Source organism: Glaciimonas sp. GG7 (assembly GCF_052976905.1).
Genome location: NZ_JBRIIQ010000106.1, coordinates 1 through 13,180 on the forward strand (window position 1 = coordinate 1; position 13,180 = coordinate 13,180).

Annotated in this window: 10 protein-coding genes and 1 pseudogene; 10 read left to right on the forward strand and 1 reads right to left on the reverse strand. The window is 48.5% G+C overall.

Annotation, left to right across the window (positions count from 1 at the left end; translation table 11 throughout):
- Positions 1–43: 43 nt before the first annotated feature.
- From ACVBEF_RS17910 to ACVBEF_RS17925, 4 genes and pseudogenes are all read left to right on the forward strand, one after another.
- A pseudogene (locus tag ACVBEF_RS17910) lies at positions 44–469 on the forward strand (glutamine amidotransferase-related protein); the annotation flags it as partial.
- On the forward strand, positions 462–3,683 hold the full coding sequence (gene carB, locus ACVBEF_RS17915) for a carbamoyl-phosphate synthase large subunit (protein ID WP_447125284.1): 3,222 nt from the start codon (positions 462–464) through the stop codon (positions 3,681–3,683). The pseudogene ACVBEF_RS17910 and the gene carB, both read left to right, overlap by 8 nt.
- A 268-nt stretch (positions 3,684–3,951) precedes the next feature.
- Positions 3,952–4,428 carry a transcription elongation factor GreA gene (gene greA / locus ACVBEF_RS17920; RefSeq protein WP_447125285.1) on the forward strand — a complete coding sequence of 159 codons (477 nt, stop codon included), beginning with the start codon at positions 3,952–3,954 and terminating at the stop codon, positions 4,426–4,428.
- A 123-nt stretch (positions 4,429–4,551) separates the two neighbouring features.
- On the forward strand, positions 4,552–5,010 hold the full coding sequence (locus ACVBEF_RS17925; protein WP_447125286.1) for a DUF4149 domain-containing protein: 459 nt from the start codon (positions 4,552–4,554) through the stop codon (positions 5,008–5,010).
- A gap of 121 nt (positions 5,011–5,131) precedes the next feature.
- Here ACVBEF_RS17925 and ACVBEF_RS17930 read toward each other — a convergent pair whose 3' ends face one another.
- Entirely contained in the window at positions 5,132–5,602 is a 471-nt protein-coding gene (locus ACVBEF_RS17930) for a YhbY family RNA-binding protein (RefSeq protein ID WP_447125287.1), read from the reverse strand.
- Positions 5,603–5,638: 36 nt separating this feature from the next.
- Here ACVBEF_RS17930 and ACVBEF_RS17935 point away from each other — a divergent pair, with 36 nt between their 5' ends.
- From ACVBEF_RS17935 to phoR, 6 genes are all read left to right on the forward strand, one after another.
- Positions 5,639–6,283: an RlmE family RNA methyltransferase gene (locus tag ACVBEF_RS17935; RefSeq protein WP_447125288.1), complete on the forward strand. Its 645-nt coding sequence runs from the start codon at positions 5,639–5,641 to the stop codon at positions 6,281–6,283.
- 347 nt (positions 6,284–6,630) lie between these two features.
- A complete protein-coding gene (ftsH, locus tag ACVBEF_RS17940; RefSeq protein WP_447125289.1) occupies positions 6,631–8,517 on the forward strand; it encodes an ATP-dependent zinc metalloprotease FtsH in 1,887 nt (628 codons plus the stop codon).
- Positions 8,518–8,631: 114 nt separating this feature from the next.
- Positions 8,632–9,474 (forward strand): dihydropteroate synthase, encoded by an 843-nt coding sequence (gene folP / locus ACVBEF_RS17945; protein WP_447125293.1) that lies wholly within the window; start codon positions 8,632–8,634, stop codon positions 9,472–9,474.
- 161 nt (positions 9,475–9,635) lie between these two features.
- On the forward strand, positions 9,636–10,973 hold the full coding sequence (gene glmM, locus ACVBEF_RS17950; protein WP_447125290.1) for a phosphoglucosamine mutase: 1,338 nt from the start codon (positions 9,636–9,638) through the stop codon (positions 10,971–10,973).
- A gap of 60 nt (positions 10,974–11,033) precedes the next feature.
- On the forward strand, positions 11,034–11,732 hold the full coding sequence (locus tag ACVBEF_RS17955) for a response regulator (protein ID WP_447125291.1): 699 nt from the start codon (positions 11,034–11,036) through the stop codon (positions 11,730–11,732).
- A 1-nt stretch (position 11,733) separates the two neighbouring features.
- Complete coding sequence (gene phoR / locus ACVBEF_RS17960; RefSeq protein ID WP_447125292.1) at positions 11,734–13,071, forward strand: phosphate regulon sensor histidine kinase PhoR; 1,338 nt, start codon at positions 11,734–11,736, stop codon at positions 13,069–13,071.
- The last annotated feature ends 109 nt before the right edge of the window (positions 13,072–13,180 follow it).

The window sequence follows — 13,180 nt, forward strand, 5'->3', positions numbered from 1 at the left end:
TAGACGTAGCCGGGGATGTTGAGGTGAAAGTCCTCGGTTAATACCGCGCCGGTTTGATTACGCGATTGCGGCGACGAAAGAGTTGATTGAGCGTGGAATACCTGTGTTTGGTATTTGCCTCGGACATCAAATCATGGCGCTGGCATCCGGTGCCAAAACGATGAAGATGAAATTCGGCCATCACGGCGCTAACCATCCGGTGCAGGATCTCGATTCCAAAAAAGTCATGATCACCTCGCAGAATCATGGTTTTGCTGTTGATTCGGCCACTTTGCCAGCCAATTGCCGCGTCACGCATGTTTCGTTGTTCGATGGTTCATTGCAAGGTTTTGAGCGCACTGACAAGCCGGCATTTTGCTTTCAGGGTCATCCAGAAGCGTCGCCCGGCCCAACTGACGTCGCCCCTTTGTTTGATCGCTTTATTCAACTGATGAATCAAGCGATGCTGGAGAAAAATAAAAATGCCTAAGCGTACCGATATAAAAAGCATACTGATTATTGGTGCTGGACCGATCATTATCGGTCAGGCCTGTGAGTTCGACTATTCTGGCGCGCAAGCCTGTAAAGCGCTGCGTGAAGAGGGATATAGAGTCATTCTGGTCAACAGTAATCCGGCGACCATCATGACCGACCCGGAAATGGCCGATGTGACCTACATCGAGCCAATTACCTGGCAAGTCGTGGAGCGCATCATTGCTAAGGAAAAACCGGATGCGATTTTGCCGACGATGGGCGGCCAGACAGCACTTAATTGCGCACTGGATTTGCATCACAACGGCATCCTGACTAAGTACAACGTTGAGTTGATCGGCGCCTCACCAGAGGCGATCGACAAGGCTGAGGATCGCTCTAAATTCAAGGCTGCGATGACCAAGATCGGTCTGGCTTCTGCCCGTTCCGGTGTTGCGCATAGCATGGATGAAGCTTGGGTCGTCCAAAAAGAACTCGGTTTTCCAAGCATCATTCGTCCCTCGTTCACAATGGGTGGCACGGGCGGTGGGATTGCGTATAACGCAGAAGAGTTTGAGACGATTTGCAAGCGCGGCCTGGAAGCTTCGCCAACTAAAGAATTGTTGATTGAAGAATCACTGATTGGTTGGAAAGAGTTTGAGATGGAAGTTGTGCGCGATAAGGCAGATAACTGCATCATCGTCTGCTCGATTGAAAACCTCGATCCTATGGGCGTGCATACTGGCGACTCCATCACGGTTGCGCCAGCACAGACGCTGACGGACAAAGAGTATCAAATCATGCGTAACGCCTCTCTTGCGGTGTTACGCGAGATTGGTGTCGATACTGGCGGCTCGAACGTTCAGTTTTCAGTTAATCCGGCTGATGGTCGGATGATTGTTATCGAAATGAATCCACGCGTTTCACGCTCCTCAGCACTGGCATCCAAAGCAACCGGTTTCCCGATCGCAAAAATCGCGGCAAAACTGGCGGTCGGTTTTACGTTGGATGAGCTGCGCAATGAAATCACAGGCGGCGCGACGCCGGCGTCATTTGAGCCTTCAATTGACTATGTGGTGACGAAGATTCCGCGTTTCGCTTTTGAGAAATTCCCCGCTGCTGACGATCATCTGACTACGCAAATGAAGTCCGTTGGTGAAGTCATGGCAATTGGCCGTACTTTCCAGGAATCGTTTCAAAAAGCCCTGCGCGGACTTGAAGTCGGTGTTGATGGCATGAACGAAAAAACCCAGGATCGTGAAGTCATCGAAGAAGAGCTCGGTGAACCCGGACCGGACCGGATCTGGTATGTCGGCGATGCTTTCGCGCAAGGTTTTACCCTGGAAGAAGTGCATCAATTGACGCATATCGATCCTTGGTTCCTGTCGCAAATCAAAGAAATTGTCGATACCGAATTGTGGCTGGAAAGCACGCAAACGTTAGACGGACTGGATCGCGACACATTATTTAAGTTAAAGCAGCAAGGTTTTGCCGATCGTCGTCTGGCCAAGTTGTTGAAAGTCACGGATACCGAAGTGCGCGCCAAGCGCCACGCATTGAATTTGCGGCCGGTCTACAAACGCGTCGATACCTGCGCGGGCGAATTTTCGACGAATACGGCTTATATGTACTCGACCTACGAGGAAGAGTGCGAGTCGAATCCGACTGATAAAAAGAAAATCATGGTCCTTGGCGGTGGTCCTAATCGTATCGGTCAGGGTATTGAATTCGATTATTGCTGCGTGCATGCAGCGCTTGCGCTACGCGCAGACGGTTACGAGACCATCATGGTCAACTGTAATCCTGAAACCGTATCGACCGATTACGACACTTCTGACCGTTTGTATTTTGAATCATTGACGCTTGAAGATGTATTAGAGATCGTCGATAAAGAGAAGCCTTACGGCGTGATCGTGCAATACGGCGGTCAGACGCCTTTGAAGCTAGCGCTGGATTTGGAAGCGAATGGCGTGCCTATCGTCGGCACTTCGCCGGATATGATCGATGCCGCTGAAGACCGCGAACGTTTTCAGAAACTATTGCACGATCTGAATCTGCGTCAACCGCCAAATAGGACTGCCCGTACTGAAGAGGACGCTCTGCGTCTGGCGCAGGAAATCGGTTATCCACTGGTGGTTCGTCCGTCCTATGTATTGGGTGGCCGTGCGATGGAAATCGTCCATGAGCAACGCGATCTTGAGCGCTATATGCGTGAGGCCGTTAAGGTTTCGCACGATTCGCCAGTATTACTGGACCGTTTTTTGAACGATGCTATCGAAGTCGATGTTGATTGCTTATCAGACGGCGAACGTACTTTCATTGGTGGCGTCATGGAGCACATTGAGCAGGCTGGCGTCCATTCGGGCGACTCGGCATGTTCGTTGCCGCCATATTCGCTGGCGCAGGAAACGATTGATGAGTTGAAACGTCAGACCGCGTTGATGGCCAAGGGATTGAACGTTATTGGTCTGATGAACGTGCAGTTTGCGATTCAACAGATCGATGGTAAAGACGTTGTGTACGTACTGGAAGTCAATCCACGCGCATCTCGTACAGTGCCTTTTGTCTCGAAGGCTACCGGTTTGCAATTGGCAAAGATTGCAGCGCGCTGCATGGTGGGTCAATCGCTGGATAGCCAAGGGATTAAAGACGAGGTTGTGCCGAAATATTTCAGCGTTAAGGAAGCCGTATTCCCATTCGTTAAATTCCCAGGCGTGGATACAATACTCGGGCCGGAAATGAAATCGACCGGCGAAGTGATGGGAGTCGGTAAAACTTTTGGTGAGGCATTCGTTAAGTCTCAGCTTGGTGCCGGTATTAAATTGCCAACTTCCGGACAAGTATTCTTAAGCGTCAAAGCCGGTGACAAGCCGCGTGCGGTAAAGGTTGCCAAGGATTTGGTCGCGATGGGCTTTACAGTCGTAGCAACGAAAGGAACGGCGGCAGCTATCTCCGTTGCCGGTATTCCGGTGAAGACTGTGAATAAAGTAGTTGAAGGTCGTCCGCACGTCGTTGATATGATTAAGAACAATGAAATTACATTGGTCATTAATACAGTCGAAGAAAAACGCAGTGCAATTGTTGATTCCAGGGCAATACGCACTTCGGCGCTACAAGCGCGGGCTACAACTTACACCACCATTGCGGGGGCGGAAGCGGCAGTTCAGGGTATGCGTCATCTGGACGAGTTGAATGTCTACGATTTACAAGGTTTGCATAAGACTTTACACTAGACGTAATATATACAATTTAAGACGCTCATGCGGAGGTCACAAACAATGCCCAATTCGGTGTTGTTTGTGACCTCCGCGCTCTTTTATTGCATCGCTGTCTTTGATGAAGTGATAAATTTTTTGTATGAAGCGTCTTCATTGTCAGAAAATGAAGGCGCAAGTAGTAAATAACGCTAGCGAATTTAGCGGGGAGGGTGATGCGCATGGCGTTACATATCCCTGACATTTCCTAAATTGACAAACCGTATTTAGATTTTTGAAAATTATTATGAGCTCAGTACCCCTTACCAAGTTTGGCGCCGAATTGTTGAAAGATGAACTGATACGCTTGAAAACGAAAGAGCGTCCATCTGTTATCAACGCGATTGCAGAAGCGCGGGCGCACGGCGATCTCTCGGAAAATGCGGATTACGACGCGGCTAAAGAACGCCAGGGTTTTATTGAAGGACGTATCGCAGATCTTGAAGGCAAGCTAGGAGCAGCCCAAGTGATTGATCCAACAGCACTAGATGCTGATGGTCGGGTAGTATTTGCAGCCACCGTTGATTTAGAGGATTTGGAGACAGGTGAGAAAGTGACTTATCAAATCGTCGGCATGGATGAGGCCGACATCAAAGTCTCGAAAGTTTCGATTACATCACCGATTGCACGTGCATTAATTGGAAGAAGTGCAGGGGACGTAGTCGGAGTCCAGGCACCATCCGGTATTCGTGAGTATGAAATACTTGGCGTGCGTTACATCTAGAGTTTTTTAGGCCTGTCTGTGCATGCGATCGGTACCGATGATCTCTCACATAATGCCAATGCCCATCCAATTCGTTTTATTTCCATTGAAGTACAGTCGATAGAAATCGTTTTAGGAGTCGCGATGATAGTAGTACGGACAAGATTGTTGATTGCGACCTTGTGGGTAGGTAGTTTGTGGACCATTGGATATTTGGTTGCGCCAACCCTGTTTGCCACTTTGTCAGATCGGGTTCTTGCTGGCACGATTGCGGGAAGCCTGTTCAGAGTCGAGGCTTGGTTGGGAGTCGCATGCGGTTTGTTGTTGGTGCTGCTATTCGGTTTTCGAACAGGCGACGATAATGCCCCCTTACGCAAGACCTTGTTGCGACTAACCCTTACGATGCTGCTTTGCACGCTGATTGGTTATTTTGGTATTCAGCCGTTTATGGCATCTTTACGTGAAGCTGCAGGGCCGGGTGGTGTGATGAGCTCTGGTATGAAGATGCAATTTGGCATTTTGCATGGCGTTGCCAGCGCCATTTATATGATTCAAAGCCTGCTAGGTGTTGGCTTGATTTTGAAGTTGCGCACATTGCGCTAGGATCGTGCATCGACTGTGCGCCGTAACAGGGGAATTAGCCTTTAGCGGTCTTTAAGCTCGCTACTTCGGGTAATATGCGCATACTCCCCTGATGTTTAAAAGTTGCGAGCTTAGGGCTGAATTATTGACCAAGCGCAGATTTTTTGCGGCTCTTCTGCCGAGGTTTGGAACGCTTGATATTGCCACCAGCAGTGACACGTTCATTTCCTTTTACCATGACCTTCGTAACCGATGGCCGTTTAGTGCCACTTGGACTTGGTTTAACGATGGTGACTTCGCGCATACCTTTCCCACGTGTTTCAGTGCGTGCCTTAGCAGCATCTTTTTGTGGACGATACAGTATTAAAAGTTTGCCGATGTGCTGCACCGGTGCGGCACCGAGTTTTTCGCAAATAGTTTCGTAGATTGCAATCCGCGCTTCGCGATCGTCGCCAAATACGCGCACTTTGATGAGCCCATGAGAATTGAGGCAATTATCAATTTCCTTTAGCAGTGATGGTTTTAGACCTTCTTCACTGATCAATACTACTGGACTTAGTGCGTGGGCTTCGGAGCGGAGTTCGCTGCGCTCGGCGGGTGTGAGTTTCAACATAAATAAAAAATTCCTTAAAAACGGTATTCTACGCGAATGGCAAAGAAGAAATTAAACAAAAACTGGCTGCACGATCACATTAATGACCCATATGTGAAGTTGGCACAGAAAGAAGGCTATCGTGCTCGGGCTGCTTACAAGCTCAAAGAAATTGATGAAGTTGATAAGCTAATCAAGCCGGGTCAAATTATTGTCGATCTTGGCTCCACCCCCGGAAGCTGGTCGCAATATGTGCGCAACAAGCTTGCAGGGCAAGAAGGTGGCGGCATACACGGGATGATAATTGGATTAGATATTTTGGAGATGGAGCCGATCGCTGACGTGCATTTCATCCTGGGCGACTTTCGTGAGCAAGACAGCTTGTCGCAATTAGAGCGTCTGTTGGCAGGCCGAAAGGTAGACCTTGTATTATCGGACATGTCGCCCAATCTTTCAGGAATTGCCATTGCGGACGCTGCTCGCGTTGAAGAAATCATTGATTTGGCAATTGAATTCGCCCAAAACCATATGAAACCAACCGGTGCATTGCTGGCTAAATGTTTTAACGGCAGAGGCTACAACGAGGTCTTGGGTAAATTTCGGCAAACTTTTGAAACCGTTGGCTCTCGAAAGCCGAAAGCCAGCCGCGATAAATCATCGGAGATATTTTTGCTCGGGCGAAACTTAAAGAGTTTTTCATGATTTCGATGCTAGTCAAAATATTGTGAGTTTATCCTTGTTTTTTCATGGGTATGTCCACATATCGACCCTAGGAGCATGTCGGACTTAGGAGAGTCGACTGCAAAATGACCTGAACGGTCCAGATTTCACCGGTTTCTTGACCAATAGCCAGCTATTGGTACCGCTAATCCGGCAAAATCCGTCCTCGCTCCGGTCATTTTTCGCTTCGACTCCCTAAGTCCGACAGGCTCCTAGTAACGACTGATTATTACGAGTAAAATCAGGGTCTTTCCGAAAGCATTAAATCAAGTGCGAGGCTGCACCGAAGCAACACGTATATCGGCGCATCGCGCGCTCAAGGAGTTCTAGTGAATAACATGTTTTCAAAAGCCGCTATCTGGGTTGTCATTGCCTTGGTGCTTTTTACCGTATTCAAACAGTTCGATACTAAAGGACTAGCGACTGGTGCGACTCCGATTGCATATTCGGACTTTATTGCCGATGTGAAAGCAGGGCACATCTCAGATGCGGTAATTGAAGATCGCAGCATTATTGCGAATACTTCTGATGGCAAAAAAGTTAAGACAACTGCCACATTCTTAGACCGAGGTCTGGTTGGTGATTTGCTCAATAACGGTGTGAAATTCGACGTTAAGCAGCCAGAAGAACCATCATTCCTGTCGCAAGTATTTATATCTTGGTTCCCGATGATTCTGTTGCTCGGTGTCTGGATATTCTTTATGCGCCAAATGCAGGGCGGCGGTAAGGGCGGCGCTTTCTCATTCGGCAAGTCAAAAGCACGGATGTTGGACGAAACTACCAACACAGTTACCTTTGCTGATGTCGCAGGCTGCGATGAGGCGAAGGATGAAGTGTCTGAAATTGTCGATTTCCTGCGCGATCCGACCAAGTTTCAAAAGTTGGGCGGTCGTATTCCACACGGCGTTTTGATGGTTGGCCCTCCCGGCACTGGTAAAACATTGTTGGCGCGTGCGATTGCAGGTGAAGCAAAGGTGCCATTTTTCACCATTTCCGGCTCAGACTTTGTTGAAATGTTCGTCGGTGTCGGTGCTTCGCGTGTGCGGGATATGTTTGAGAATGCTAAAAAACATTCTCCTTGCATTATCTTTATCGATGAAATCGATGCAGTTGGTCGTCATCGCGGTGCCGGTATGGGTGGCGGCAATGATGAACGTGAGCAAACACTTAATCAAATGCTAGTTGAAATGGATGGTTTTGAAGTGAACTCTGGCGTTATCGTCATTGCTGCTACTAACCGTGCCGATGTTCTCGACAAAGCGCTATTGCGCCCAGGTCGTTTCGACCGTCAGGTAGTGGTTGGTTTGCCCGATATTCGTGGTCGCGAGCAAATTCTCAACGTGCACATGCGTAAGGTCCCTATTTCTACAGATGTCAAAGCAGATATTCTGGCCCGCGGTACGCCAGGTTTTTCAGGTGCAGACTTAGCGAATCTAGTGAACGAAGCGGCATTGTTTGCTGCGCGTCGTACCAAGCGGTTAGTAGAAATGCAAGATTTTGAGGATGCAAAAGACAAGATTGTGATGGGGCCAGAGCGTAAGTCTGCTGTGATGCGTGAAGAAGAGCGTCGCAACACTGCTTATCATGAGTCTGGACACGCGGTGGTTGCAAAGTTGCTACCAAAAGCTGATCCAGTGCATAAAGTCACCATCATGCCGCGTGGATTTGCGCTTGGTTTGACCTGGCAGTTGCCTGAGCATGATCGTGTCAACATGTATAAAGACAAGATGCTTGAAGAGATCGCTATCCTGTTTGGTGGTCGTATTTCTGAAGAAATCTTTATGCATCAAATGTCGACCGGTGCTTCCAATGACTTTGAGCGCGCTACGAAGTTGGCACGTGCGATGGTTACCAGATACGGTATGTCAGAAACACTGGGCACGATGGTCTACGAAGATACCGAGCAAGATGCATACTTTGGCCGTATGGCTTCAAAGACTGTATCAGAAGCGACTCAGCAAAAAGTTGACGCAGAAATTCGTAGTATTTTGGATCAGCAATATGCGTTGTCACGACGATTGCTGGAAGAGAATCGTGAAAAAGTCGAAGCAATGACCAAGGCCCTGCTTGATTGGGAAACAATCGATGCTGACCAGATTAACGACATCATGGAAGGCCTTGAGCCGCGTTTGCCTAAGTACGGCATCCCGGTCAAGAAAACGCCAACGGATAGCTCCTCTGGTGGTGTTTCACCAACGGCGACTGCTCCGGCCTGATCGTTTGACCTATCAGCGGTGGCGTAATGTACGTTCATTATGTCAAGCAACTTCAAAGTAATCTCAGCAAGGGTGAGGAGAAATCCTCACCCTTTTTGTTTATTCAAATAAATGATGCAACAATATTTTCAATGTGGTCGTTACCGCCTGCCGGTCAATACTCCCAATGCGCGACCGTTGGTGATGGGAATACTCAATATCACACCGGATTCCTTTTCTGATGGGGGAAGGTTTTACTCGCTGGAGTTCGCCTTGTCGCATGCAGAGCAGATGATCGCTGATGGTGTCGATATTATTGATATCGGCGGCGAGTCAAGTCGCCCGGGCAGTCCAGCTTTATCACTTTCGGAAGAGTTGGATCGCGTGATGCCAGTGATTTACGCGCTGCGCGATTGTGGCAAACCTCTTTCCATTGATACTTATAAACCAGTAGTAATGCGTGAGGCAATCGCCGCCGGCGCTGATTTAATCAATGATATTAATGGTTTTAGGGCTGAAGGCGCGTTGGATATAGTGAAGGCCAATGATTGCGGACTATGCGTCATGCATATGCAGGGCAAGCCCGAAACTATGCAGGAAAAGCCTGAATATGAAGATGTGCTCAGTGAGGTAAGCACGTTTTTGCTTGAGCGAATAGCGCTGATGGAGCAAGAGGGCATTGATCGGGCGCGCATCGTTATCGATCCGGGATTTGGTTTCGGCAAATCGCTTCAGCACAATCTTGTCTTGCTAAAAAATATGGGAAAGTTGCAGCAATTAATGGATTTGCCCTTGCTGGCGGGGATATCACGTAAAACCATGCTAGGCGATTTGACTGGCAAGCCAGTTGAGCGACGATTGGCCGGAAGCCTCGCAGCAGCCTTGGTTGCGGTTGCTCAGGGTGCAAAGATAGTGCGCGTACATGACGTAGCAGAAACGATCGATGCACTTGCGGTCTGGCGAGCTGGTAACGTTTAACGTGAAGTTTGGTTACAGGGATTCCTGATATTAAAGCAACGCCAACTCACTTAGTCTAAGTTTGTTGCAGCATTGAGCGGCAACAAGTTCGAACAGCCAAAAGAGTGCAGTGGCAAATTCGAAAAAAATAAAACCATTCGTATGAAAACGGGAAGCAATAAATGACGCGAAAATATTTTGGTACTGATGGTATCCGTGGTCGTGTAGGCGTCTCTCCAATTACGCCTGATTTTGTCATGCGATTGGGGTATGCCGCTGGCAAAGTGCTTGCGCAATCGGTGTCTCCGACGGTCAAGCCGACAGTATTGATCGGTAAAGATACGCGGGTGTCTGGATATATGCTGGAAGCCGCGCTGGAGGCAGGATTTGCAGCAGCAGGTGTAGATGTGATGTTGGCGGGGCCAATGCCAACGCCCGCGATTGCCTATCTGACACGCGCCTTGCGATTATCGGCTGGGGTTGTTATTTCTGCTTCTCATAATCCGTTTGATGATAACGGGATCAAATTTTTTTCGGCTCACGGAAACAAGTTAGACGATGCAGTCGAAGCTGCCATTGAGGAGGCGCTAGAGCAGCCTATGCATTGCGTCACATCCGATAAACTAGGTAAAGCGAAACGTCTGGACGATGCGCCAGGTCGCTATATTGAATTTTGTAAAAGTACCTTTCCCAACGATCTTGACTTGCGTGGATTGACTATTGTTGTCGATACTGCGCATGGAGCGGCTTACCACATTGCTTCGCATGTTTTTCATGAGCTAGGTGCTGAGGTAGTTGCAATCGGCAATAAACCTAATGGTTTTAATATTAATGCTGGCTTTGGTGCAACTGCGCCGGATGCGCTGGCTCTTGCCGTGCGTGCAAATGGTGCTGATATAGGCATTGCACTCGATGGTGATGCGGATCGATTAATTATGGTCGATGCTTCTGGACGGATCTATAACGGTGATGAATTACTGTATGTCATCGTCAAAGATCGACTCCAATCCAGTGTCGTTAAAGGCGTGGTTGGAACCTTGATGACCAACATGGCGTTGGAGGTGGCGTTCAAGCAAAAAGGTCTCGCGTTTGCACGCGCTAAGGTCGGTGACCGCTACGTGTTGGAACAACTTAAGGAGCGTGGCTGGATACTTGGCGGAGAAGGGTCGGGCCACATACTTTGCCTCGATAAACATACGACGGGCGACGGTATTGTCTCGGCGTTGCAGGTATTGTCGGCATTAAGCCGTAGTGGTTTGTCATTGGCCGAAATCACCGCTGATATCAGTATGTATCCCCAAACCTTGATTAACTTGAAGGTCGGTGCTGGTTTCGACTGGCAACTGCAGCCAGCAGTTGTTGCTGAAAAAGCAGCGGTTGAAGCAGAACTCGGTGACAATGGACGCGTATTAATTCGTGCCTCCGGTACCGAGCCATTGATACGCGTCATGGTAGAAGCCAAGACGGCTGACTTGGCCCAAACGATGGCGCGACGCATTGCCGATAAAATTTCAGTTTAAGTTTAAGTTTGAGTTTTATTATTTGTTTTAATTCGATTACTTTCACCACTCAGCGCATAGATGTCAAAACATCAAACCAACATTCTGATTGTAGAGGATGAGCCTGGCATCGCCGAGCTCTTACGCTTCACGCTCGACGACGCCGGATTTTCTTGTGAAATTGCTTGCAACGCAAGTCAGGCACGTGAGGCGATTGCAGCAATGTTGCCGCAAGTTGTTTTACTCGACTGGATGCTGCCCGATACGTCCGGTTTATCGCTACTGCAAGAATGGCGTAGTCAGACAAGGACCGCTACCCTGCCAGTCATTATGTTGACAGCCAAAGGGATGGACGAAGACAAGGTTCGTGGTCTCAACGATGGGGCCGATGATTATGTTACCAAGCCGTTTTCACCTAAAGAATTGGTTGCACGGATTCAGGCACTCTTACGGCGCAAGGTCCCGGAACTTGGTCACAGCGCATTGAAATATGGCGCTATCAGTATCGATACTGACCGTTATCAAGTTTCCGTAGAAGATCGCACCATCGAATTGGATCAGGCAGAATTCAAGTTGCTACGCTTCCTGATCGCGCATCCTGAACGGATATTTTCACGTGCACAATTACTCGATAAAGTATGGGGAGATCATACTTTTATCGAAGAGCGTACTGTCGATGTCCACATCATGCGATTACGAAAATCCTTAGGATCGGCAGCCGATTACGTCAAAACAATTCGAGGCGTAGGCTACAAAATTACATCAGAGTTGGCCTCGTAAGATGTCTCTGGATACGCCTTTTCGGGTAACTCGTAAAGCCAGTACTTTTTGGGTTCCGACATTGTTGTGGTTTGCTTTGTTGTGTCTCGTCATGTTGGCGTTGGCTGCGTCTTATGGCTACATCATTAGTTTGGTTTGTTTTGGTTTGTCGTTGACAGTCCTGTTATTTTTACAAATGTGGTCGCTCTATCGTATCGAGCAATGGCTCGATCGCCCCGCCGGGACGCCGCGTCCCAAAACATGGGGATTATGGTCACATGCCGCAGCCCGGCTTGAAGATATTCGTCGTGAAGATGAGCGTTCTCGGATCGATATGGCAGAGTGGCTGGCGCGTTTTCGACAGGCCATGAGCTTGCTCCCAGACGGTGTTGTGATTGTGGATGACGTGATGCATCTGGAATGGTGCAACCCGGTAGCCGAAAAACATTTAGGCCTTGATTGCATCCGTGACGAGGGGCGCCTTCTGACCAATTTAATCCGTGCGCCCGAGTTTGTTGATTACATGTTGTCGGGCCGTTTTGAGCAGCCGCTACCGTTTGTTCAACATCGCCGAAAAATACAGCTGCAATTAATCTCTTTCGATAATCATCGCCAAATTCTGGTCACCCATGATGTAACCCAAGCTGAAAAACTCGACACCTTGCGGCGTGATTTTATTGCCAATGCCTCGCATGAATTACGCACACCATTGACCGTTATTAACGGTTTTTTAGAGCACGCAATATCAAGCGACATGGATCCAAATACGCGTGTGCGTCAGCTTAGTTTAATGGTTGAGCAAGGCCAGCGCATGCAACGTTTAGTGGCCGACATGCTGACCTTGACCAGACTCGAGTCTTTGGTCCAGCAGCCCGCAAGCGAAACCGTAAAAATGCTGCCGATGTTGGATCACATTTTGGAACAAGCACGCGCCTTATCTGAGGGCAAACATCTGATCACCTTAGAGGCGCAGGAGATTAATCTCAAAGGTAATCGTGATGAACTTGAAAGCCTGTTCACGAATTTATTAACCAATGCTGTGCGCTACACGCCGAATGGCGGATCGATTCAGATGCGTTGGAAATTGTTTGGCGAGGGTGCTGCATTTACTGTACAGGATGATGGGATCGGTATTGCAGAAGAGCACTTAAGTCGCTTGACTGAACGGTTTTATCGGGTAGATAAAACCCGTTCGCAAATGACGCAAGGAACCGGTCTTGGACTTGCAATCGTGAAGCATGTTTTGCTACGGCATCGAGGACGTTTGGTGATCACGTCTGAGCCTGGACGGGGAAGTTGTTTCAGCGCCATTTTTGAACGATCACAATTGATTTTATCTGAAGAGATAGCGAATTTTTAATGAAAGTTTGAACAAACGTATTGACCAAAATAATGATGCCGAGTATGATCTTGTTCTTCGGAGTGTAGCGCAGCCCGGTAGCGCACCTGGTTTGGGACCAGGGGGTCCA

Excerpts from the sequence above, each read along its gene's own strand:
- phoR (WP_447125292.1), top strand. The coding sequence starts at position 11,734 with ATGTCTCTGGATACGCCTTTTCGGGTAACTCGTAAAGCCAGTACTTTT.
- folP (WP_447125293.1), top strand. The coding sequence starts at position 8,632 with ATGCAACAATATTTTCAATGTGGTCGTTACCGCCTGCCGGTCAATACT.
- glmM (WP_447125290.1), top strand. The coding sequence starts at position 9,636 with ATGACGCGAAAATATTTTGGTACTGATGGTATCCGTGGTCGTGTAGGC.
- carB (WP_447125284.1), top strand. The coding sequence starts at position 462 with ATGCCTAAGCGTACCGATATAAAAAGCATACTGATTATTGGTGCTGGA.
- ACVBEF_RS17955 (WP_447125291.1), top strand. The coding sequence starts at position 11,034 with ATGTCAAAACATCAAACCAACATTCTGATTGTAGAGGATGAGCCTGGC.
- ACVBEF_RS17935 (WP_447125288.1), top strand. The coding sequence starts at position 5,639 with ATGGCAAAGAAGAAATTAAACAAAAACTGGCTGCACGATCACATTAAT.
- greA (WP_447125285.1), top strand. The coding sequence starts at position 3,952 with ATGAGCTCAGTACCCCTTACCAAGTTTGGCGCCGAATTGTTGAAAGAT.
- ACVBEF_RS17925 (WP_447125286.1), top strand. The coding sequence starts at position 4,552 with ATGATAGTAGTACGGACAAGATTGTTGATTGCGACCTTGTGGGTAGGT.
- ACVBEF_RS17930 (WP_447125287.1), bottom strand. The coding sequence starts at position 5,602 with ATGTTGAAACTCACACCCGCCGAGCGCAGCGAACTCCGCTCCGAAGCC.